18 protein-coding genes are annotated in these 23,044 nt (G+C 69.2%); 5 read left to right on the forward strand and 13 right to left on the reverse strand.

Going from position 1 to position 23,044, the window contains the following annotated elements; genetic code table 11:
- Positions 1-8: 8 nt before the first annotated feature.
- Genes bcsA through bcsB form a run of 7 tightly spaced genes read right to left on the reverse strand, consistent with a single transcriptional unit; the run spans position 9 to position 12,670 of the window.
- A complete protein-coding gene (gene bcsA / locus AC24R4_RS22465; RefSeq protein ID WP_400392249.1) occupies positions 9-2,594 on the reverse strand; it encodes a UDP-forming cellulose synthase catalytic subunit in 2,586 nt (861 codons plus the stop codon).
- Complete coding sequence (gene bcsQ, locus AC24R4_RS22470) at positions 2,591-3,409, reverse strand: cellulose biosynthesis protein BcsQ (protein ID WP_400392252.1); 819 nt, start codon at positions 3,407-3,409, stop codon at positions 2,591-2,593. The genes bcsA and bcsQ overlap by 4 nt, the downstream gene beginning before the upstream one ends.
- Positions 3,406-3,603: a hypothetical protein gene (locus AC24R4_RS22475; RefSeq protein WP_400392254.1), complete on the reverse strand. Its 198-nt coding sequence runs from the start codon at positions 3,601-3,603 to the stop codon at positions 3,406-3,408. Before AC24R4_RS22475 ends, bcsQ begins: the two co-directional genes overlap by 4 nt.
- Positions 3,604-3,605: 2 nt before the next feature.
- Entirely contained in the window at positions 3,606-5,441 is a 1,836-nt protein-coding gene (bcsE, locus tag AC24R4_RS22480; protein ID WP_487523633.1) for a cellulose biosynthesis protein BcsE, read from the reverse strand.
- A gap of 8 nt (positions 5,442-5,449) precedes the next feature.
- Positions 5,450-9,244, reverse strand: coding sequence for a cellulose synthase subunit BcsC-related outer membrane protein (locus tag AC24R4_RS22485; RefSeq protein WP_400392259.1), 3,795 nt, complete (start codon positions 9,242-9,244; stop codon positions 5,450-5,452).
- Positions 9,226-10,404: a cellulose synthase complex periplasmic endoglucanase BcsZ gene (bcsZ, locus tag AC24R4_RS22490; protein WP_400392262.1), complete on the reverse strand. Its 1,179-nt coding sequence runs from the start codon at positions 10,402-10,404 to the stop codon at positions 9,226-9,228. Before bcsZ ends, AC24R4_RS22485 begins: the two co-directional genes overlap by 19 nt.
- 1 nt (position 10,405) lies before the next feature.
- A complete protein-coding gene (bcsB, locus tag AC24R4_RS22495) occupies positions 10,406-12,670 on the reverse strand; it encodes a cellulose biosynthesis cyclic di-GMP-binding regulatory protein BcsB (protein WP_487523973.1) in 2,265 nt (754 codons plus the stop codon).
- 333 nt (positions 12,671-13,003) lie between these two features.
- Between bcsB and AC24R4_RS22500 the strand changes: the two genes are divergently transcribed.
- Positions 13,004-13,852, forward strand: a complete 849-nt coding sequence (locus AC24R4_RS22500) for a D-amino acid aminotransferase (protein ID WP_487523634.1) — start codon at positions 13,004-13,006, stop codon at positions 13,850-13,852.
- 71 nt (positions 13,853-13,923) lie between these two features.
- Positions 13,924-14,199 (forward strand): hypothetical protein, encoded by a 276-nt coding sequence (locus tag AC24R4_RS22505; protein WP_400397459.1) that lies wholly within the window; start codon positions 13,924-13,926, stop codon positions 14,197-14,199.
- 18 nt (positions 14,200-14,217) lie between these two features.
- Here AC24R4_RS22505 and AC24R4_RS22510 read toward each other — a convergent pair whose 3' ends face one another.
- From AC24R4_RS22510 to yfiR, 4 genes are all read right to left on the reverse strand, one after another.
- Complete coding sequence (locus tag AC24R4_RS22510; RefSeq protein ID WP_487523635.1) at positions 14,218-16,764, reverse strand: EAL domain-containing protein; 2,547 nt, start codon at positions 16,762-16,764, stop codon at positions 14,218-14,220.
- A 226-nt stretch (positions 16,765-16,990) separates the two neighbouring features.
- Positions 16,991-17,512 (reverse strand): outer membrane lipoprotein YfiB, encoded by a 522-nt coding sequence (gene yfiB / locus AC24R4_RS22515; protein WP_487523636.1) that lies wholly within the window; start codon positions 17,510-17,512, stop codon positions 16,991-16,993.
- A 15-nt stretch (positions 17,513-17,527) separates the two neighbouring features.
- Positions 17,528-18,847, reverse strand: a complete 1,320-nt coding sequence (gene dgcN, locus AC24R4_RS22520; RefSeq protein WP_400396897.1) for a diguanylate cyclase DgcN/YfiN — start codon at positions 18,845-18,847, stop codon at positions 17,528-17,530.
- The gene (gene yfiR, locus AC24R4_RS22525) at positions 18,844-19,302 is read right to left on the reverse strand and encodes a regulatory sequestration protein YfiR (RefSeq protein ID WP_487523637.1); all 459 of its coding nucleotides are present in this window, start codon (positions 19,300-19,302) and stop codon (positions 18,844-18,846) included. The genes dgcN and yfiR overlap by 4 nt, the downstream gene beginning before the upstream one ends.
- A 438-nt stretch (positions 19,303-19,740) precedes the next feature.
- Here yfiR and AC24R4_RS22530 point away from each other — a divergent pair, with 438 nt between their 5' ends.
- The 3 genes from AC24R4_RS22530 (at position 19,741) to AC24R4_RS22540 (ending at position 20,882) form a co-directional block, all read left to right on the forward strand.
- Entirely contained in the window at positions 19,741-19,944 is a 204-nt protein-coding gene (locus AC24R4_RS22530) for a hypothetical protein (RefSeq protein ID WP_092594216.1), read from the forward strand.
- Positions 19,945-20,110: 166 nt separating this feature from the next.
- Complete coding sequence (locus tag AC24R4_RS22535) at positions 20,111-20,554, forward strand: hypothetical protein (RefSeq protein ID WP_400392815.1); 444 nt, start codon at positions 20,111-20,113, stop codon at positions 20,552-20,554.
- Positions 20,555-20,657: 103 nt separating this feature from the next.
- A complete protein-coding gene (locus AC24R4_RS22540; protein ID WP_400392817.1) occupies positions 20,658-20,882 on the forward strand; it encodes a hypothetical protein in 225 nt (74 codons plus the stop codon).
- Between the two features lie 58 nt (positions 20,883-20,940).
- On the opposite strand, the gene AC24R4_RS22545 is transcribed toward AC24R4_RS22540, so the two are convergent.
- Together AC24R4_RS22545 and AC24R4_RS22550 are read right to left on the reverse strand one after the other, a co-directional pair.
- Positions 20,941-21,324 carry a hypothetical protein gene (locus AC24R4_RS22545; protein ID WP_194946436.1) on the reverse strand — a complete coding sequence of 128 codons (384 nt, stop codon included), beginning with the start codon at positions 21,322-21,324 and terminating at the stop codon, positions 20,941-20,943.
- Positions 21,325-21,433: 109 nt separating this feature from the next.
- Positions 21,434-23,038, reverse strand: a complete 1,605-nt coding sequence (locus AC24R4_RS22550) for a glycerol-3-phosphate dehydrogenase/oxidase (protein WP_153945377.1) — start codon at positions 23,036-23,038, stop codon at positions 21,434-21,436.
- Between the last annotated feature and the right edge of the window lie 6 nt (positions 23,039-23,044).

Below are 23,044 nucleotides of genomic sequence, written 5' to 3' on the forward strand. Positions count from 1 at the left end.
TGTCTCGATCAGGGCTGGCGCGAACGGCGTCGCGCCATGACCAGGTCCACGGCATCGACCAGGGCGTCGTAGAGCCGCAGCAGGCCCTGGTAGCCCATCTCCATGACTTCCTTGAGGCTGCGCAGCGGCGCGTCCACGCGCTCGTCGTCCAGCCAGTCGACCCACGCATCGGCGCGGCCGAACGTGCACTGGATCAGCTGCGTTTCGCGGGCCATCGTCAGGTCTTCCATCCGTACGCCCAGATGCCGGTTTACGTTACGCGTGACCACGGCCGGAAAATGATAGGTGCGGGGGCCGCGCGACAGGCACACGCCCACCCGCGCGCCTGCCTGCAGCGGCACGTCGATGGGCAGCACCACGCCCAGCCCGCCAATCGAATAGTTCTCGGTCTTGCAGGCCAGCGTGCGGCCATCGGGCAGCAGCAGCGTGGCGGGCACGCGCATCGGAATGCGGTGCGACACACGCACCTGGCGCGCCTCGCGCGCCACGCCAATGGCGGCGCCCAGCATCATCAGGTTGAACAGGGCCCACGCCATGTTCATCAACACCGTGGCGGGTTCCTCGGTGCCCCAGAACAGCAGCCGGGCAATGCCCGCGCCCAGGCCGATCACGTTCAGCGCCAGCAGGAACAGATACGGCTTGGAGATCGTCCAGTCCAGGTAGTCGTCGGCAATCTGGCCGCCCTTGGCCGTCACGTTGAACTTGCCCGCGCGCGGGTTGATGAAGGCCACCGTGGTGGGCAGCACGATGTACCACGCCAGCACCGACTCGTAGACCTCGGCCCAGAACGAATGCCGGAAGCGCCCCTGCAGGCGGGAGTTGGTAATGTTGGCGATCAGCAGGTACGGCAGCACATAGGCCATGATCAGCAGCGCCGACGTATTGATCACGTGCAGGCCGAAGTACAGGTAGGCAATCGGCATGGTCAGGAAGATCAGCCGCGGGATGCCGTAGAAGAAGTGCAGCATCGCGTTGCTGTAGCACAGCCGCTGGAAGAACTTCAGGCCACGGCCCAGCATCGGGTTGTCCAGCCGGAAGATCTGCGCCATGCCGCGCGCCCAGCGGATGCGCTGGCCGATATGGCCCGACAGGCTTTCGGTGGCCAGCCCCGCCGCCTGCACGGTGCGCAGGTAGGCGCTGTTGTAGCCGCGCCGGTGCAGCTTCAGCGCCGTGTGCGCGTCCTCGGTCACGGTCTCCACGGCAATGCCGCCGATCTCCAGCAACGGGCCGCGCTTGATCACCGCGCACGACCCGCAAAAGAACGTGGCGTTCCAGAAATCGTTGCCGTCCTGGATCAGGCCATAGAACAGGCTGCCTTCGTTGGGCACGCGGCGGAACGTGTCGAAGTTGCGCTCGAACGGATCGGGCGAGAAGAAGTGATGGGGCGTCTGCACCAGTGCGCAGTTCGGATCGGACAGGAACTCGCCCATGGTCATCTGCAGGAACGAGCGCGTGGGGATGTGATCGCAGTCGAAGATGGCGATGTAGTCGCCGTCGGTCTTCGGCAGCGCCGCGTTGATGTTGCCGGCCTTGGCGTGGCGGTTGTCGGTGCGCGTCAGGTAACCGACGCCGGCGGCCTCGGCAAAGGCCCGGATCTGCGGCCGGCGGCCATCGTCGAGGATGAAGACCTGCAGCTTGTCCGCCGGCCAGTCCATGCTGCGCGCGGCGTAGACGGTCGGCTGGATCACGCTCAGCGACTCGTTGTAGGTCGGGATGAAGACATCCACGGTCGGCCACTGGCCGGGGTCGGCCGGCAGGGCCTTCGGCTTGCGGTGGAGCGGCCAGGCCGTCTGCAGATAGCCAAGCGCCAGCACGATCCACGTATAGATCTCGGCCGCATACAGCACGTAGCCGACTGCGGCCTCGATGGCGCTGGCAAACTGCAGCGTCTGGGTGGATCGCCACCAGATGTAGCGGCCCGCCATCAGCGTGGAGATGGCGATCATCGTGATGGTGGCCAGATGCCCCGGTACGCGCCGCACCACGCTCAGCACGAGCCAGACCACGGCGAACAGCAGAACCTGGTCCTCCAGGCGCAGCGGCGTGGTGCTGACGGCGAGCGCGGCGATGGCGGCCAGCACCAGCGACACCGGCAGCACGAACGGAATGCGGCCCACGCGCGCCGACACGGCCTCCGTGACATAGGCCACGCGATTCCAGTCGGGGCGCGGCAGGTGCGTCAGCACCTTGTGCCGCAGCCGCGACGCGGCATGCCACAGCGGTTCCAGCACGCGGTCCATCCATCGGCGCAGCCAGCCGGTGCGTTCGGGCGCCACGGGGGCGCGCTGCTTGCGCGGGTCGGCGGCAAGCCGCACGCGCGGCTTGGGCGGACGAACGAACAGGCGCCACACCCAGGTGCCGGCGGATGGGCGTTTGCCGATGCCGAGCCGCGCCACCGAACGCCGGTAGATCAGCGTGGCCCACTCGGCAGGAATGTCGGGCTTGCCGGGACGCGGCGGGCGGAAGAACAGGCGCAGCAGCCAGTCGCCGGCATGGGGCAACGGATGGGTACCAGTGCCCACGCCGAGTTCGCGTGCCAGCCGCTGGCGGGCCGACGCCATCCACTGTCGGAGCCGTGGCAGGCGCGTGGTCATGCGTGGCTCCCGGCCGCCGCATTCGATTCGATCCACGCCGACAGCCACGATGCCAGCCCATTCAGGTCGTGCGCGGCCTGCGAATGGGGCGTGCTGCGGCTGAAGCACTCGCTGCGCGCCAGCGCTTCGGGCACGCTGCTGTCTTCATGCACGTGGTAGGGCAGCATGGCCTGGCCCAGCGTTGCCTGCAGCATGGCCACGATATCGACATGCAGCTGCCGCGCCGGCTGGAGCCGCGTGGCCACGTAGTGCGCGGTCTTGCCGCGCGCCTCCAGGCTGTCCGTCAGGCGGCGCAGCGTCAGGCAGGTTTCCGGCTGGGCCGGCACCAGTACCAGCACCAGGTCGGCGGCGTCGATGGCCTGGTTGGCATACGCCGATGGCCACGGCGCGGTGTCGATCAAGATGGCGCTGCCGGGCGGCAAGTCCACCTGTTCGATCTGGCGCGCCAGCCAGTTGGCGGCCAACCGCTCGATCGCGCCCAGCTCCGCGCTGTCGCCCCATGGCACGAACAGCACGCCGTCGTCGCTGCGTTGTCCGCTGGCCGCCCAGGCCGAGGGCGAGGCATCGTGCAGGTGCGCGCCGATGCCGTCGGCCGGGATATCGCGCATGCCGAAGTGGAAACCCAGCACGTTGCGCGGATCGCACTCCACGGCCAGCACGGGATGCTTGCGCCAGGTCAGCAGCGACGCCAGTTCGGCGGTCAGCGTGCTGCGGCCCGCGCCGCCGGTGGTGGAGACGATGGCGATGGTGGCGGCATCGGTGCGAACCGGCGCGGTTGCCGGTGCGTCGAAGGGTGCCTGCGTCGACGGATTCATCGGCGTCCTCCGCCGGACTGGCGCTTGCCGCGGATCACCAGCGCATCGAGTTGCGGCGGCAGCCGAACGGCCCGGCGCGGACGTGGCGCGCTCCAGCGCGGCAGCCAGCGCAGCAGGTCGAAACGCCAGGTCAGCCAGGCCAGCGGCGCGGCCAGGATCAGTCCCCAGATGAAATAGCCGAGAAAGGTAGCCATGATCAGTCCTGACGTTTGAGGGGCACCGGATGATGTTCCGGCAGCGCACGGGGGGCGGCGCCCGGGCTGGCGCGCCGAGGCGCCATCAAGGGCAGCGTGACCGGTGCGGCTTCCGTCGCCGGCGCGATGGCGAGGGCCGTGGCGTCCGCCGCGGCGGGGTCCGCCGGCGCCGGTTGCCCCGACGCGCCGGGCGAGGCGTCTTCGGCCTGGCCTCGCGGCATGGGTTGCGCCGGCAGCCAGCTGCTGTAGTCGGGCGGAGGCAGTGCCGCAATCTCGGCCTCGAACCGGGCCAGCTCGGCGGCAATCGATTCGTTGTCGCCGCTGCGCAGGTCGCCCTGGAACAGATCGGCCATCGGGCGCTTGAACACGCGCTGGCAAACCGCGTCCACATCGTCCATGCGGCAGGCAAAGAAGAAGGCATAGACGCTGTCGCTGCCGGCCGTGCACAGGTCGCCGGCCCGGCTCATCTGACAGGCACGCAGCGCGTCGATATGCGCCACCTCGGGCAGTAGCGGCAACTCCAGCAGCACGTGCGGCAGCCGGATCATGCGGCTGCGCTCGACGGCGTCGCGCACCAGCGCGATAAACGTCGACGCGGTGACGTAGCCGCTGGCCGTGGTGGTCAGCACGGCGGACAGCGCATTGTGATAGTCCGCCAGGATCGGCCGCGAGAACACCTGGCCTTGCAGGCCGTCGATCATGGCCTGCATGCGTGCGAACGGCGTGCGCTGCGCCACCACGGCGTTGGCGCCCAGGTTCAGCATCAGCAGCTCATAGTGCTGGCGCATGGCTTCGCGGTCCTCGCGGATCACGATCTTGAGGGCGCGTCCGGCGCTGCGGCGCAGCCGGTGCACCTGGCCGGCCAGATTCTCCAGGTCGCGCATGCCGGCGTAGTGCAGGACCACCGTGGCCGCCACCGATTTGCCGGCGGTGGCCACGGCGGCCTCGTTGCTGTCCACCACGCGCCAGTCCTCGGGGATATACCGCTCGCGCAGCACCGCCTCGCGGCTGACGATCACCCGTTGCTCGTCGGGCGCCAGCATGCCGGCTTCCTCGATTGCGTCGCTGTAGGTGTCCGATGCCACCATCAGGCGGTGCTCGTTGGGCGCGAAGCGCAGGCGCAGCACCTCGCCGGCCACCACCGCCTGGTTGTCGCGCCAGAAGGCCACTTCCCACGTGTACTGGCCTTGCTGCTGCGACAGCTGCACCGCGCCGGCAAAGCGGCCATGAAATCCGTGCAGGTCTGGCGCCGGCTGGCCTTCGGCCGCGGCCGGCGGCGCCATCACCAGCAGCAGCGCGCAGCGTTCATCGGCGCACCATTCGCAAAGCCGCACGCCTTCATGGGCCAGGGCGGCGGCGTCGTGCCAGTTGAAAAACGCTTCCGCGCCTTCCAGCAGGAAGGTCGTGCCGCGCGCGCCGCACTGCTCGACAAGCGCGTCCAGGGCTTCGATCAGCGCGTCGATGCCGGTACGGCCGGCGGCCGGGCGCAGCGCGCACAGGTTGGCGCGCGCGTGGAGGGCGCGGTTCACCTCGATATCCAGGCCATGCTCGCGCAGCGCACCGGCAATGTTGCCGGCGTCGCGGGTGGACAGCACGCAGGCGGGGCCGCGCAGCGCCGCGGCGGCGGTCTGCCAGAACAGCGCATCGCGTGCCGGCGACGGGCGCGCGTAGACCACGTGCGCGCGGCCTGGCGCCAGCGTGGCCAGGGCAGGGGCCAGCCCCTCGATGGCCAGCGTTGCCCGGGCGTGCAGCCGCGCGGTCAGCGGCGTGCGCGGCGGGGCGGTGCGCGGTGGGGCGGAGGTGCGTACGGCGTCGTTCATTGCGGGTCCCTGGCTCATGGTGCCGCTCAATAGGCCGAATATGGCCGCACCGGCGTTGGCGGGAATGGTACCGGCAGCTGTCGCTTGTCGAACAGGTAGCGCAGCCAGGCCATGGCGCGATTCGGCGCGTAGTCGCGCGAGCGGTCGATCGAGAAGCCGGCGCCCACCACCCAGTGCGGCGCCACCGTGTATTCGATCGTCGCGCCCAGCGTGTAGCTGAACCCGCCGCCCGATCCCCCGCCATAGGTGGCGTTGCCGCTCAGCGCCTGCAGGTCGGGCCGCGTCGGGAAGAACGGGGCCGCATCCTCATAGGTCCATGACCAGCCGGCGGAGCCCAGCAGGCGCCACGACCACCTGGCGTAGCGGCCGGTCCAGTCCAGCGGCACGCCGACCGACACATAACGCTGGGGGCTGTAGTAGCCACCGTGGCCAAACGTGTAGAACCGCTGGTTCTCCGAGTAGTGCCACCAGTTGAAGACCAGGCCGCTGGTCACGCGCTGGTCCCGCTTCGCGTAGACGGGCACATCGAAGCCTGTCCGCAGCGTCACTTCACGGTTGGTATTGACGTTGTCACCAGTGTAGAGGCCGGCGCCGACGTCGGCAAACAGCCCCAGGCGGCCCACGTCGCGCGCGTAGCGCAGGTGGACGCCATTGCGCACGATGCCGCCCCAATGCTCGCCGGTGACCGGATCGCGCGCGCCGGCGTACGAGATCAGCGAACTGGTCTGCGCGCGGCGCGAGACATCGACGCTCACCGACTGCACGCCCAGGTCGGCCCGGTACCGGAAGCCGCCGACCACCGTGCTTTCGAGGAAGCCGAGCGGCGTGGTGCCGATATCGGCGCGCCAGCTGTTGTAGGCCCCGTCGTATTCGTAGCCGGCCGCCAGCGCCACGCCCTTGTCGGTCTGTCCGATATTGCCCAGCCCGGCGTTGCCGAGCGCGGGAATCTTGCCGAACGCCAGGCTGCTGGCCGGCGCGCCGCCGCGCAGCGTGCCGGCATCCAGCAGCACGGTGTCCGCATGAAAGAACGCGTGGCCCGCATACCCGTGCGGAACGCGCACGTAGAGCGGAATCTCGGTGGCATGCAGCCGCGAGATGCCGTCGTCGCCCGATTTGTTCGATTGCATGACGGCCGTCGCCACTTCGCCCTGGCGACGCGCCTCCAGCCCGGCCAGCGCGCGCTGGGCCGGCGTGCCTTCGGGGCCGGGCAGCACGCTGTCGCGTTGCTCCAGCGGCAGCGCGGCGCGATAGATGCCGGCGGCCGCGTCGAAGTCGCCGCGCGACTGGGCGATGCGGCCGCGCTGCACGGTGATGTCCGCGCGGCCCGGGTAGCGCGCGTCCAGATCGTCCACCACCTGCGCGGCTTCGTCCTCGTGGCGCATCGCGGTGAAGCGGCGCGCGATCGACAGCCTTGTGTCGATGTCGTCTTCCGGGGTTTCGGCCAGCACCGTACGCACGATATCGAGCGCCTGGGCCGTCTGGCCCATGCCTTCGTACTGCCGGGCCAGCGTGAGTTTGGCGCCGGCGTCGTGCGGCTGCGTGGCCAGCACCTGGCGTGCGGCGTCGGCCGCGCCCTTGTAGTCGCCACCGGCCTGGCGCAGGTCCGCCAGTTCCAGCAGCCAGCGGCGGTCGGCCTGCTGTTCGGCCGGCACCGCGTACAGCACCTGCTGCGCGCGCCGCAGGTCGCCGGCTTCGATCTGGCGATCGGTCTCGCGCAGCGCCAGCCGCAACGACTGGTCGGCAAAGTCCGCACGCTGCTCGGCCGTGATGCCGGGCAGGGCGGTCGAGTCGGCGATCCATTGGCGCAGGGCGTCGTCCCGGTCGGCAGCCGCCAGCAGTTCGCCATAGCGCAGGCGGATATCGAGATGGGGCGCCTCCGGATGGGCAGCCAGCCAGTCGCTGACCAGGCGCAGGCCCTTGTCGGCATCGCCCAGCGCAATCCATTCCCGGCCGATCGAGGCCAGCATATGCGGATCGTCCCGGGCTTCCACGGCCGCCTGGTCGAGCAGCCGGCGCGCCTCGTCGTCGCGCCCCTCGGCCACGCGCTGGCGCGCATCGCGCAGCATCTGCTGGGCGGCCAGGTTGTGCGCCAGGTTGCGCATGCCTTCCGAGCGGCTGGCTTCGGGCACGGCGGCCAGCGTCGCGGCCGCCGCGTCGATGTCATCGACACTGTTCAGATAGAGCGCGCTGGCATAGCGCATCTCGTGGCCGGGGGCGGCGCGCATGCCGTCGTCCATGACGCTGCGGCCCAACGCGGGCAGGCCCAGGTCGCGATAGACGCGCGCCAGCGTAAAGCGCATCCAGGGGTCGTCGGGCCGCAGGCGGATGGCCGCCTCCAGGTCGCGGATGGCCGGGCTGCGCTGCTGCCGGGCCAGCGCCTGATCCGCGCGCACCGACAGCAGGTCTGCCCGCATGGCGCGCAGTTCGGCTTCCGAGCCCTTCATGCGCGATGCCTGGCTGGCGATCAGCGGCGCCACCTCGGCATCGCGGCCTTCCCTCTGCAGGATGCCCACCAGCGTGCGCAGCGCGCCGACGTCCGGTCTGGGCCGCGCCAGCATCTGGCGCAGCAGCGTTTCCGCCTCGCGGTTCTTGTTCTGCGCGACCAGGGCTTCGGCCAGGATGTTCTGCGCGTCCTCGTTGTCCGGCTGCTGGGCCAGGGCCTGGCGCGCCAGTTGCTCGGCCTCGGCGGGCTTGCCTTGCCGGTTCGCCTCGCGCGCCTTGGCCACCGTGCCCCAGAACGTGGCCGTGGCGATCAGGCTGCGCCATTTGTTGCCGGGATCGATCTGGTTGGCGCGCGTGAACAGTTCGCGGGCTTCGTCGTGGCGGCCCTCGCGCAGGCGCACCAGTCCCAGGCCGCCCACCACTTCGGCATCGTTGCGGCGCTTCTGGTAGGCCTGCTGCAGCGCGATGTCGGCCTCCTTGAGCTGGCCACGCTCCAGTTGTGCCAGCCCGCGCTGCCTGGCCCGGTAGGCCGGGTCGGCCTCGAGCTGCTTCTGTGCCGCCACCTTCTTGCCCAGCGCGGCCAGCGTGTCCTGCGCGGCCTTGTCGTCGGGCGCCTCTTTCAGGTATCGCTCGAACCAGACGTAGTAGGCAGGGTCCTCGTTGACGCGGTACAGCGTACGCCGCCAGATATCGAGCGCCGTGGCACGGTCGCCTTCGGGGCGTTGCGTCACCTCGTACAGCAGCGCGATCCCTTCCTGGCGCGTGGCCTCGCGATCGGTCAGCAGGTCGCCCAGCGCCAGCTTCAGCTGCATGTCGTTCGGGTTGGCGCGCGAGCGTTGGCGCAGTTCGGCGATGGCCCGCGTGCGCCCGGCCGGCGTGCCGGCCAGAATGCGATAGTAGTCGCGCGCCAGGCTGCCGGCCGGGGCGCCGCGCGGGAACAGCTTCTGCAGCCGCTGCACCGCCTCGTCGTCCTGGCCACTACGCGACAGCAGCCGGACATTCGCCATTTCGCGCTTGTCGCGCGTGGCGATGCGGTAGGCGTCGTCAAGCTCCTGCGTCTCCGGGCTGTCGGGCGCCACGGTGCGCAGCTTCCTGAGCAGTTTCTCGGCTTCCGCCGGCCGGTTCGAGCGGATCTCGATCAGGCCCAGCAGCTTCAAGGCCTCGGGTTGGTTCGGGTCGATCAGCAGGGCCTTGTCGAGGATGCCGCGCGCCATGTCGGCCCGGTTCCTGGATTCCCACATTCGCGCCGATGCCAGCAGTTGCGCCATCTGGGGCGAAGGCGCGGCACGCGTGGCGGGGACGGGGTCTGCGGCAAGGGCAGGCATGGCGGAACTGGCCAGCAACAGCGCCAGCGTGGAGGCTAGCGCGTTGCGGGGCATGTGGCTTTCCATGCCGGCACCAGCGTGCCGTCCGCTTCGAAGCGGAAATGTCCGTCGAGATGGCCCAGGCCGAACAGCGCCAGCACCTGGCTGTAATAGCCGAACGAGGGCTGCGCGGCCAGCGTGCGGGCGCGGCTGGCCTGGGCGCGGGCGGCATCGCTCATCCCCAGCGCGGCCAGGTACGGTGCCACGGCGGCGGAGAAGCCCGCATTGCCGGCATTGGGGCCGAAGGTGCCGGCCTGCGTGTCGACGTGCTCGGGTGGATGGCCGTGGGCCACCACGTAGTCGGCCATCGGGCGGAAAGCGTGCAGGACCGACGTCCGCGATGGATCGCGCACAGCGGTCATGCCGGCCCACAGATAGACGCGGATCGCGTTGTACGAGCCATCTGCCCTGGTCTCGGCATCGGGCTGGAAGCCATGGCCCTTGCGGTAGAGAACCCAGTCCGGCGAGAAGCCCTTCGGTGCCGTATCGACGATCAGCCGTGCCGAGGTGTCGGCCATCGTTTTCCAGGCGCCGTCCTCGGCGCCCAGCACGGCCGCCAGCCGGCGCATCACGGGCAGCGGCACATAGCTTGGATTCAGCCGCCAGATATCGGGCGCGGGATGAAAGCCGGTCGGGCCGGGCAGCAGCGTGCGGCCCAGGCCCGGCAGGACGGCCGTTTCCTCGCGCAGCACGCGCCGCGCTACCAATGTGCCCAGCGCGGTATAGCGCCGCTCGTTCCAGAGCCGGCCGGCTTCCAGTAGCGCGTAGGCAATCCACAGGTCGGCATCCGACGCGGGATTCGGGTCGATCACACCCCATGTGCCGGCCTGTTCGCCCTGGGTGCGCTTGCCCCAGATCCATGCTGGCAGGTGGGCCGTCAGGTCGCCCTGGGCGAGGTTGTTTTCGGTCCAGGCCAGCAGCTTGTCGAAGGTGGCGCGGTCGTTGGCCACCAGCGCGAAGAACAGCCCGTAGGATTGCCCTTCGGACACCGTGGCCTGCTGGCTGGTGCTGGCATCGATCACGCGGCCATCCTGGCTGATGGTGTCGCGCCGAAAGGCGTCCCAGTCGGTCCACTGGCACTGGGCCGCCACGGCGGACAGGGCCGCGCCGCCCATCGCCAAGGCGATGGCGCAGCGTAGGGAGGCGCGCCGCAGCCAGGCCCGTGCCCGCCGCATGTCAGCCTCCGTTGCGGCGTGCCGCCAGCCGGCTCAGCGCCCAGAACAGGGTCAGCGCCACCAGCAACCCGGCCAGAATGCCGGCAATCGCCAGCAGGGCGGGGTGCGCCGACATCTGCATCCACAGGCGCGCGTACCACGGCAGGTTGCCGACGTAGTAGGTATCGCCCAGGCGCAGGCCTTCCAGGTCGCGCTGGCGGATCACGGTCAGGTCGCCGCGGATCTGCGCCACCTTGCCCGGGTCTTCCAGCACGTCGAGCACATCGCGCACACGGTCGTCGGTGGAGGCGGTCAGCGCCACCACGCTGCGGCGTTCCGCATAGGGCGACTCGAAGCCGATCAGCGCGGCCAGCGGCCCGTCGGCGGTCAGGATCGCGCGCCCGGCCGGCGAGATGTTCTCGTTGTCCACGCCGCTCAGCCAGTTCGACCAGGCGTGCGCGCGCTGGTCGCGCAGCGCAATCTCGGTCTTGCCGCGCTCGATCAGCAGCGGCAGCGACTTGCCCCACTGCTGCAGCACCTGCGCCGCGCTGCCGGTGCCGATGATGACCAGATCGCGATCCTTGACCGAATCGATGGCCTTGGCCGGCGTCACGGTCACGCGCAGCGCCGGCAGGCCGGTCCACTTGCCCATGTGGCCCAGCACGGTCAGCAGGGCCTCCTGGTCGATGGCGCCCGGCGCGTCGGGGATCACCACGGCGGTATCGGCCAGGTCGGCCATGCGCGTGAACGGGTAGCCGCTGTTGGCGAAGAACGCCAGGTTCGGCAGCTGGGCGTAGTGCAGGAATCCGCTGAAGTCGATCGAAGAGTCGGGGTCCACCGCGGCGCGCGCCACGTTGGCGGCGCTGGACGAGCACAACCCGGTCTTCTGGGAGTCGATGTGGAAGCGGAACTGCATCTGGTTGTTGCTGCCCACGCGGAACGCCGGGATCAGGATCTCGTTGCTGACGCTGGCGCTGCCGCCCGACAGCAGCGGCACGCTGACGAGGTTCTCGTCGGTCTGCACGGTGAGCGGCTTGAGCCGGTACGACCGCACGAGCTGGTCGTTCACGTCGATGCTGAGCACCGAGTCGTTGTAGGTGGAAGGCGCCGTGTAGCGGTACTTCATGTTCATCGGCACCGCGCGGTCGTTCCAGCCGAACAGGTCGGCGGGCACCTTCAGGTTCACGCGGATCGCGTCGGGGCTGGCGCCCGCCACCTGCAGCTGCTGCGGGTCGGTCACCAGTTCCTTGAACATGACCGGACGATCCACGGGCGCCCAGGCCGGCGCGTCATAGGGCCGGCGCGGCTTGCCCAGGTCCACGGTCTTCACCAGGGCGCTGGCGCCGGCCATGCCGGCCTTGCCCAGCACCACCGCATTGGCCGCCACTTCCAGTTCCTGCGGCGTGCGGCCGGCCAGCACCAGCAGCTTGCGGGCCGGGTTGGCGGGGTTGGGCAGCACGCTGACGGTGGGGCCTTCGATCTTGTCGATGCGGACGCCGTCAGGCTGGGCGTTGGGCAGTACCATGGCGATGGCGTGGGCATCGGCCGGGGCGGCGCGCGCCACCGGGAAGCGCAACTCGCGATAGCTGGCCAGCGCGCCCAGCCACGATGCCACCACCCCCGCGGCGCGCAGCGTCACCGGATTGGCATTGGCCGGCAGCACGAACGGCACGGTGACGCGACGGTTGTCGCGGCGGTCGAAGAAGGGCGCCGGCAGCAGCGCCAGGTTGTCGGGCAGCGTGACGGTGGACTTGGTCAGCGTCAGCGTGCTGGTGGGGCTGATGTCGGTCCACAGGCTGGAGTGGTACGGATCTTCGCAATGATCGAGCGTGTAGTGCGCGATCATCTGCACGTTGATGCGGTTGAAGTCGGTGAAAAAGCGCGGATCGAGATCGATTTCGCGCGAAATCTGCTGGCCAGCATGCTGCGGGTCGAGCGGCAGCGTGGCCACCACTTCGTCATTGAGCCGGATCTTCAGGTGCGACAGCGGATAGACCAGCGACGGCGAATACGTGAAGACCAGCTTCAGTCTGGCCGCCGTCACCACCTCGTCGAGCCGGACGCCAACGTTGACGGTGCGGTCGGGATCGACCCCGCGCAGCGGAATCGTGTAGTTGGCGCCCATCTGGGCAAAGGTCAGGGTCTGGGCCTTTCCGGGAGGCGCCGCCGCCACATCCGGCGTTGCCGAAGCGGCCGGTGCTTGGGTAGCCGTGGCGGCCGATGCTGCAGCCTGGGCGGCAGCTTCCTGGGGAAGCACGGCTGGAAGGAAGGCCGCCAGGAAGGCCATTGGCATCACGACTCTTCGCATGCAGCCTCGAAGCCGGCCAGACACGGTTTCCGTCATATCGGGGCGCCCTGTATGAATGTCGCGCAGCAATGACTGCGTTCTGGGAATACTGCGTGGCGAATATAGCACGCCGATTTCGGCCCGCAGCAAGGGTTTGCAGGAAGCCGCAGGTGAATTAAGAAAGATTCACTTCATACGGCTGACCGCATCTAAAAACTTTTAATAGCCGGGCGTCGGAAGGCCTGACTGTACGACATGCCGAATTTGCATAAAGGCAGCGTCGGCCATGTGGAAAAATGCCGTTCATCCTCCTTTCCTGCCAAGAGAACCACCATGTCCGAAGCCGTCGTCCTGCTCAACGGGGATCTTCTCCCGCTGTCCGAAGCCCGCATTCCCGTACTCGACCGTGGCTTCATCTTCGGCGATGGCATCTATGAAGTGATTCCGATGTACAACGGCAAGCCGTTCCGGGGCGCGCAGCACCTGGCACGCCTGGCGCGCAGCCTGGCCGCGATCGGCATTCCGAACCCCCATACCGAATCGGAATGGCTGGCACAGATCGACCGCGTGGTGCAGGCCAATGGCATGTCCGACCAGATGATCTACATGCAGGTCACGCGCGGCGTGGCGAAGCGGGCACATGCGTTCCCGAAGGAAGTCACCCCGACCGTGCTGATCATGACCAACCCGATGGCGCTGCCGCCGGCGGCGTCGGTGGCGCAGGGCGTGGCGTGCGTGACGATGGAAGACCGCCGCTGGCTCAACTGCCAGATCAAGTCCACGTCGCTGCTGGGCAACGTGCTGGCCGCCCAGGTGGCCGCCGAGGCGGGTGTGACCGAGGCCATCCAGTTCCGCGACGGCATGCTGACCGAGGCATCGGCATCGAATGTCTGGGTCGTGAAACAGGGCCGCGTGGCCGCGCCGCCCAAGGACAACCTGATCCTGGAAGGCATCCGTTACGGCCTGATGGAGGAGTTGTGCGCCGCGATGGAGATCTCGTTCGAAGCCCGCCGCATCACGCGCGACGAGGTGTTCGGCGCCGATGAAGTGATGATCTCGTCGGCCAGCAAGGAACTGCTGCCAGTGGTGACCCTCGACGGCACCCCCATCGGCACCGGCAAGCCGGGCCCGGTTTTCCAGCGGCTGTATGCGGCGTACCAGGCTGCCAAGGCGGCGCTGTAATCACATCCGCGCCGCGCCGGGGGTGCGTGCTAGCATGGCCGCTGCGGGAGACCACCGATAGGAGGCTGCTCATGGCCAAGCGCGAACGCAGCCGGCGTGTCATCAAGGAAGAGGTGAGCCGGCGGATCCAGAACATCGATGAGATCGCGGACGACGGTGCAAGGGTCCGGGTACCGGACCCGGAGCCGCACGCGCGCGATACCCGCGGGCGCAACTGGGACATGGCGCGCTTTGGCAATGCGCGGGGCTACGAGGCGTCCATCCGCGCGGTGGTCGATGAAGTGCGCGACGAATTCGATCTCGTCGACGATCCGGCCAGCACCGTGCCCAATCCGTTCGGCGACTGACGCGTCCCGGCGGGCCCGTCAGGACGCCAGCCCCGTGGCAACCGGCAAGGGTTGCCACCCCTCGATGGCCTTGGCCGGCAACGGCTGGGCGAACAGGAATCCCTGCCCGACGTGGCACCCCTGGTCCAGCAGGAACTGGCGCTGATACGCGCTGGTCACCCCTTCGGCCACCACATTGAGCTGCCGCGCCCGGCCGATGCGGATCACGGCCTCCACCAGTGTGCGCGTGGCCTCGCTGGTTTCCAGATCCAGCAGGAAGCTGCGATCGAGCTTGATTTCCTCCACCGGCAGGCGCGTGAGCTGGCTCAGGCTCGAAAACCCCGTTCCGAAATCGTCGATCGACAGCCGCACGCCCAGCCCGCGCAGCGCGGCGATGGTGGCTTCCGCCTCGGGCGTCTGTTCCAGAAAGACCCCTTCCGTGATTTCGATGGTCAGGGCGCCGGGCGGCAAGCCGTTTGTCCCCAGCGCCTGGGCCACCACATCGGCCAGGCCGGGGTCGCGAATGCAGATCGGCGACAGGTTGACCGATACCGCCGGCACGGCTGCACCGGCGTCGTGCCACAGTGCCAGCTGGGCGCAGGCCTCGCGCACGGCCCAGTAGCCGAGCGCCACGATCAGTCCCGATTCCTCGGCCAGCGGCACGAAGACCGACGGCGACACATCGCCGCGGCGCGGGTGCGGCCAGCGGGCCAGCGCCTCCACGGCCCACAGGTGGCCGGTGCCCAGGTGAATCTGCGGCTGGTAGTGCATGCGCAGCCGGCCATCGGCGATGGCTTCGCGCAGTTCGCCTTCCAGCGTGCGCCGGTCGCCCAGGCGCCGGGCCAGTGCCGCGTCGTAGAGGCAGACCTGGTTGCCGGGGTCCCGCAGGCGCTGGCGCTTGGCCTGGTACACGGCCAGGTCGGCGTGATGCAGCAGCGTTTCGCGGTCGCGGGCCTGCTCGGTCAGCAGGCTGATGCCAATGCTGGCCGATGGCGACAGGCTGAGCCCATGGCCGATGCCGACCGGGGCGCCCAGCGCCTGCAGCAGGTGCCGGGCGGCGGCCAGCGCGGCATCGCGCGCGTGGCCTGGGAGCAGCACGGCGAATTCATCGCCGGACAGCCGGCCCACCGTCGCATCGGCATGGTGATCGTGTGCCACATGCTGCAGCCGCGTGGCCACCTCGATCAGGAAGCGGTCTCCCGCCACGTGGCCCTGGACGTCGTTGACGCGCTTGAAGTCGTTGAGATCGATGAACAGCAGCGCCAGCGGCGTGCCGTCGGCGTTGGCGTGGGCCACGGCGTCGTCGGTGCGCGCCAGCAGCAACTGGCGGTTGGGCAGGCCGGTCAGGGCATCGTAGTAGGCCAGCCGGTGGATGCGTTCCTGCGCCAGGTCGCGCGACAGCGCCAGCGCACACAGGTCGGCGGCCACCGCCGCCAGGTTCTCGTGGAAGGCATCGGGCAGGCGCGGCGCCGTAAACCACAGGCCGAACGTGCCCAGCACCCGGCCGTCGGCGGCCCGTACCGGTGTGGACCAGCTTGCGGCCAGGCCGGCGGCCTGCGCCACGCCGCGCAGCGTTTCCCAGCGCGGATCGCGCGCGATGTCGTCGACGGCCACGGGCTTGCCCAGGAAGGCCGCCGCGCCGCACGAGCCCGCTTGCAGGCCGATCGGCATGTTGTCGAAGGCGGCCATGGCATCGGCATCGGCGGACGGCATGGCCACGGGCTTCAGGCGTCCTTCGGACACCCGCATCACGGCGGCGATGACGCCCGGCGCCATGCGCTCCACCCGGCGGCACAGGTCGGCCATGATGTCGGCGGTGGGCAGGTCGCGCGCCAAGGCCTCCAGCGTGCGGTGCTGGATCGACTCGCGCACCTTGGTGGCGGTGATGTCCGTGAGCACGCTGACCGTGTTCGTCATGGCAGCGGACGGCGACGGGGCCATGATCGGACTCACGGCCACCGACAGCCAGCGCGGCTGGCCGGCCTTGTCGGCCACCAGCGACTCGTGCTGGAGCGGCTTGCCCTGGGTCAGCGGGGCCAGCAGGGCGTCGATCACGTCGGCGCGCGCGTTGAGCGGCTTCAGCAGTTCATGCCACGGCCGGCCCACCGCCTGGTGCCGGGCGTAACCGAGCAGCCGCGCGAAGCCACCATTGACGTGGCAGATGATGCCGCGCCCGTCGGTGATCATGACCGGGTTTTCGGCGTGATCGAGGCACAGCGACAACATGCGCAGGCCGGCCGGGCTCAGCGTTTCGCCCCGTTCATCTGGGTGATCGCACAGGAAGGCGGCGAACTGCACCTCCGGGCTGGCATCGCCATCCAGCGGCGCGTAGACCGTGGTGTGGGCCCATACATGACGCACCGTGCCGTCGGGCCGGGAGATGGCGATCTGGCGCGCGGACTTGGGCTGGCCAGTGTCCGGCTCACTCAGCGTGCCAAGCGACAGGGTGCTGGCGCATCGTCCGAGCACGGCCGATCGCTGGAGACCCCACAATGCCTCGGCTGCGGCATTGAACAGGGTGACCTGGTTGCGCGCGTTGACGGCGACCACGGCATCGATCGCCTGTTCCAGCGCCTGGGTACGCATGCTGTCTGTTTCTCGTTATCTTGGGGAATTCGTGGCGCGCTACCGGCAAGCTCCCTCGATTGCCGTCCATCCGCGCGCACCCCGGGAGTGTAAGGCCGATCCCTACTGCCGAAGGGCAGGGTTTGCCCGGCTTTTTGTAGACATTGCAGCCGGGCCGATCCGCGGGGGTGGGGGAAGCCGGAATTAGAGGTTTTCCTCGGAAAATGCCGCTGAAACGCCGGCTGCGTCAGTCCACCGACACGATGATGGCGACCCGCCGGTTCTCGGCGCGTCCGGCGGCGGTGCGGTTGTCGGCGATCGGATGCCCCTTGCCCATGCCACGGATTTCCAGGCGTTCCCGCGGAAAGCCGCAGCCTGCCAGTACGCGGGCCACGGCCTCGGCACGCCGGCGGGAGAGCAGCAGGTTGTATTCGACCGTGCCGGCGTCGTCGGTATGCCCGTCGATGCGCAGCGATTCGATACCGGCGTCGTGCAGCATGTGGCCCATGCGCTGCAGCGCGGCCTGGCGCTCCGGGGCGATCACGTCATCGTCGAAGCGGAACAGCACCTTGTGCGGCAGTCCAAGTTCCCAGCCACTGTCGGTCAGCGTGAATCCCTGGTGTTTCAGGACGGCGACCTGCGCGGGGGTCAACTTGCCCGGCGGGGGCAGGGTGCCGCAGCCCGGAAGGACCAGATACGCCGCCACCGCCAGCGCCGCCGCTGCGGCGTGGCGCAGGTGCAGGCGGCGGGCGGCGTGGAAGTCCGGCATACCGGGTCGGGTCGGCTAGACGCGGGATTCCGGTGGAGCGGCCTCGGCACTGCGCCAGGTGGCGCCAGACTGGCGCTTGGCGCCGTACATCGCGGCGTCGGCCGCATGCAGCAGGGCCGTGCCGTTGCGGGCGTGAAGCGGATACACGGCCAGGCCGATGCTCAGCGGCGCGACGATCGAGCCGCCGTCGGGCAGCCCCATCGGGCTGGTCATGGCGTCCAGGATGCCTTCGGCGATATGGACGGCATCGTCGGGCTGGCGCAGCCCGGCAATCAGCACCGCGAATTCGTCGCCGCCCAGGCGGGCCACGCAGTCGCTGTCGCGCAGGCAGGCGCGGATGCGCTGGGCGATGCCGACCAGCACCGCGTCGCCGGCGGCGTGGCCATGGCGGTCGTTGATGCCCTTGAAGTCGTCACTGTCCAGATAGAGCACGGCGGCATACTGGTTGCGGGCCGCCGCGGCGCGGACGGCCAGGTCAAGCGCCTCGGTAAACGCGGCGCGGTTGAGCAATCCTGTCAGGCTGTCATGGGTCGCGCGGTGCGCCAGCGAACGGTTCTCGTGCTGCAGCTGCTTCTGCCAGGCCTCCAGTTCGTCGAGCAGCACATTGAAGTCCTCGGACAGCGCGTTCAGTTCCTCGATGCGGGCCGGCGGCATGCGCTGGCCAAACGCGCGTTCGGAACGCACGGCGTGGGCCACGCGCATCAGGTTGCGTAGCGGATCGACGATATTGGCCAGCATCCGGCTGGACATATAGTGCGCGCCCACGGCCGTCAGCAGCAGGCAGGCCACCAGCCCGAGCACCCCCTGCAGCAGGAAATGCAGCAGGGCGATGGGGTCGCCGGTCACGCGCACGCTGCCGACCTGCTGCGATTCGTGAATGACGGGCTGGTTCACCGGGCCCGATGTCAGCAGGTCGCCCGCCATCGCGCGCAACGCCGGCAAGCGGTCCTGGCCGGGGCGCTGCCACGTTGCCAGCGGCTGGTCGTCGCGATCGAAGACGGCGACGGCGGCGAGGTCTTCGGCGGCGGCGATGGCCGACAGTGTGTCGGCGGCCGCCGCTTCGTCGCGGAATACCACCGGCGCCTCGACCGTGTAGGCAATCGATCGCGCCACCAGCCGCAGGTTGTGATCGGCATAGGCGCGCAGCGCGGTCAGCCCCAGGAACGTCAGCGAAATGCCGACCGTGAGCACGGCGATCAGCGCCACTCCCATGTGGATGCGGCGCAGCGCGCCATAGAGCGTTGGCCGCGCGTGGGCGCCCGGGGCGGGGCGGGCGCGCCGGGCCGGCAGGCCAGGCGGAGGTCGAACGGAGGCGCGGCGGCCGGGCAGGTTCATGATGCCGGTGCCTTGCGGCGTCCCAGTTGCAGGACGCCCGGGTGCACATGGATGCCGCTGCGCGCGATGGCGTCGAGATTGATGCGGAACGACACCTGGTGTTCGCGGATGCTCAGGCAGAACATGCTGCCGCCCTCACACTCGAAATCCTCTTCGGTCATCACCAGCACGGGTTTGCCGACGAAATAGGCGGTCAGCGCCCGGCGGCGGGCATCGTTCATGGCCCCCAGGTACAGGGCGTCGCACTGGGATGCCAGCGATTCCGGCAGCCCGTCTACCCGGCGCGTCTCGACGAGCCGGCCGGTGGACAGCGTGCCCCCTTCCATCAGCTTGCCCGCAAATCGTGCCGAACCATCGACGCACAGCCGCACGGTTTCGCGCTCGCCCGGCCAGCGCGCGTAGCTGAGCAGGCTCATGACCACGCGGGCGACGGCATCGGGGCGCGATACGGGCATGGCCGGCACGGACGGACCGGAGGAGCCGGAGGGACTGGACGGCGCCATCGCCGGCATGGCGGCGGATGCGGGGGCCGGCGGCGCCGACGCCCGGGCGGGTATCGGCCGATGCGCAACCACTAGCAACGCCAGCATCGCCAGAAACGCCGGCGGGGCCAGGCGGACACGGCGGCGCACGGCGCGCGAGCAGGGAGATGGGCGTAACGCGGAGCGCGGCAATTGGGCTGCGGGCGAAAGTACGGTCGGGCCGGTGGAACTGGCGGGTGGGAGACTCCATGTAGGTTTCGGCGGGATCTGCAAAAACTGTAGCCACAAACGCCTGCGTCCGCATCCGGGCCAGATGCCCTAGGCCGGCCGGCGGAATGGATGTGCTAGAGTTTTTGGCAACGCGCGCGCCTGCCAGCGTCTTGTCCTGTCGTGTTCCCACGGAGATACATCATGACGAGTGAATCCAGACCGCAGTTGAAGGCTTTTGTGCAGACCGCGCCCCAGGCCGGGCGCTACGTATGGGTCATCGCGCTGGTGGACTTCGGCGCGCAGCAGATCCGGCGCACCATGGTGTCGGACGACACCTTCACCACGGCCGACGCCGCCCGCGTGGCCGGCGAGGCCGAACTGAAAGCCATGGCCGCCGACCACTGAAGCCGGCGGCCGCCCCCCTCGCTGCCGAAACCCCTGGCGCCCCCATCGCCGGGGCGGTAACGCCCAGACACGCTTTCTTACATCACACCGGGTGCGCGGTGGGTAAACTGCTGTTCGTTCGTTTACATTTGTCTATGGCATTGTTCCTAAAAGAAGAGGGATCACCTTGAATCGCCATGCTTTCCTGCGCGCCGCCGCCGGCGCCGCGCTGCTCTGGTCGGCTGCGGCCTTCGCGCCCGCTGCGCTGGCCCAGGTCAATATCAATATCGGTATCGGCACCCCGCCGCCGGCGCCGATCTACGAAGTCGTGCCGGCACCCCGGGCGGGCTATGTCTGGGCGCCCGGCTACTGGGACTGGGACGACCACTATCGCAAGCACGCATGGAAGCAGGGCCACTGGGTGGCCGCTCGCCCGGGCTATATCTATGAGCAGCCGCGCTGGGTGCGTGCCAGCAACGGCTGGGTGATGCAGCCCGAGCGCTGGAATCGCGGGCCCGACTACGATCGCTATCACGGCCACGATCGCGATGACTACGACGGTGACCGCCCCCGTGGCGGCCCGCGCGGCTACCACTGCCCGCCGGGCCACGCCAAGAAGGGCGAGTGCTAGCCTGAGTAGCGTGCCCGATACCGGCAATCTCACGATGCGGTGCCGGGCGGCGGTGAGGCCATGCTAGGATTTCCGGGCTCAGCCGATCTTCCGGAGACTCGACATGGCCAAGCAGGTCTTTACGCGATCGCAGTATCTAGACATTCTCAATGACAGTCTGCGCCGGCATCCTGGCTTCCAGCCCGGCATGGCCTTTGTGTTCCTGCCGCCGGGCGCCCCAGCCAGCCAGGCGTCGGGCGTGGGCTGCACGGGGCCCCTGGAGGCGTTGCCCGTGTATTGCGAGATCGAGCGCGTGGCGTCCGGCCTGATCGAGGTAAAGGACAGCTAGGCCGCCAGGGCGGCCCGGCAAGAAAAAAGCACCCGCGGGTGCTTTTTTCGTATTGGCTTCAGCCTTCGTCTTCCTCGTCGTCGAGGAATTCGCGCCGCAGCATCCAGTTCTTGATGGCTTCGTCGCAGACCTTCTTGAGCCGGCTCTTTTCGGGCAGCTTGTCGAACATCTGGAAGTTGACCAGCGCCATGCCGGCATCGGTGATGTAGAACAGGCGGTCCGGCTCGTCGTAGTGGACAAGCCGTCCGTCGATACCCGACTCCTCGCTGTCGGCGGGCATGTCCTCCAGCTCCACGACGCGGCACGAGAAGCGCGGATTGTGGGTGTGGGTCAGGTATTCGAATTCGTCGTGACTGACTTCACCGCCCTTGCTGGCGGTGATGGCGAAGCCCCAGATGAACCGGGGCATCGGCAGATCGGACAGATCATCGATCTCGTCCATGTCATCCATGTCGTCCATGGTGTTCTCCCTGATGCAATAGCCGGCATTATCGCCGAAGTCTCGCACCAAGGCAGCCCATTTGCTGCCTGCCAGGGACATTGCCGGCAATTCAGCCGAGCATGTAGCCGCGGGCCAGCGCGCCGAAGTCCTCCAGCTCCCTGGCCTGCCAGGCGGCATCGTGACCGAGTTCCTCGGCCAGGATCTGCGCCACGCGTGGCGCGCCGGCCAGCGCGGCCCCCGCATCCAGGAACAGCGCGCGATTGCGCCGGCCCAGCACGTCTTCGACCCGGCGGGCCAGTTCGTGGCGCGCGGCGAAGCGGACGTGGGCCTCGGTCAGGCCCGATGCGGCCACGACCATGGTGTCCGCGCCCGGCAGCGCCCGCACCAGCGGCAGGTCCGCGCCATAGTAGCGGTCGGGCGAGCCCGAGTTGGCGGGCGGCAGGTCGGACGGCATGCCCACCGCGCCATGCAGCGGCAGATCGGCGGTGCGGCAGGGGGCCGCGCGCAGCATCTGGCGCTGGATCGCGGTCTCGATCACGTCCTCGGCCATCTTGCGATAGGTGGTCCACTTGCCGCCGGTGACCGTGATCAGGCCGGCCCGGGACACCACGATCGTATGTTCGCGCGACAGCGACGCCGTGGACGATTCTCCCGTGGCCTTGACCAGCGGCCGCAGCCCGGCCCAGACGCTGGTGACATCTTCCCGCGACGGATCGCGCGCCAGATAGCGGGCGGCGGTTTCCAGGATGAAGTCGATGTCGTCGCCCGTGGCGCGCGGCTCCAGCGGCAGGTCCTTGCGCGGGGTGTCGGTGGTGCCGACGATCACGTGCCCGTTCCAGGGCACCAGGAACAGCACCCGGCCATCGTCGGTCTTGGGGATCAGGATGGCGCGGTCGCCGGGCAGGAAGCTGCGCGGAATGGTCAGGTGCACGCCCTGGCTGGGCGCCACCATCGTGCGGGCCTGGTCGTCTTCCATCTGGCGGACCGCATCGACCCACACGCCGGTGGCGTTGATCACGCAGTCGGCGCACAGGTGGAACGTGCCGGCGCCGAGCGCATCCTCGGCGGTGACGCCGGTGATCACGCCGTTGCGCTGCGTCAGGCCCGACACGCGCATGTAGTTCACGGCCGTGCCGCCCACGTCGAACAGCGTGCGCATCAGCGCCATGGCCAGGCGCGCATCGTCGAACTGGCCATCGAAATACAGGTTGCCGCCGCGCAGCGGGCGGCCGCCCACGTGCTCGGCCAGGGTAGGCGCGGCTTCCAGAGTTTCGCGGTGGCTCAGCCAGCGGCTGCCCGACAGGTTCAGCCCGCCGGCCAGCATGTCGTAGACCTTCAGGCCGATGCCGTAGAACGGCTGGTCGAACATCTGGTAGGCCGGCACGACGAATCCGAGCGGCCACACCACGTGCGGCGCGTTGCGGGCCAGCAGGCCGCGTTCGTGCAGCGCCTCGCGCACCAGGCTGATATTGCCCTGGGCCAGATAGCGCACGCCGCCGTGCACGAGCTTGGTGGCCTTGCTCGACGTGCCCTTGGCAAAGTCGGCCGCTTCGAGCAGCAGCGTGCGGTAGCCGCGCGCGGCGGCGTCGAGCGCGGTGCCCAGGCCAGTGGCGCCCCCGCCGATGACGATGACGTCCCAGCGGGCCGTGCGCGACAGCGTATCGAGCAGTTCGGGGCGGGTGGGCGGCTGGACCGCCGGTACGGAAATTGGCATGGCTTG

This window comes from Cupriavidus sp. CER-90, from assembly GCF_057652055.1.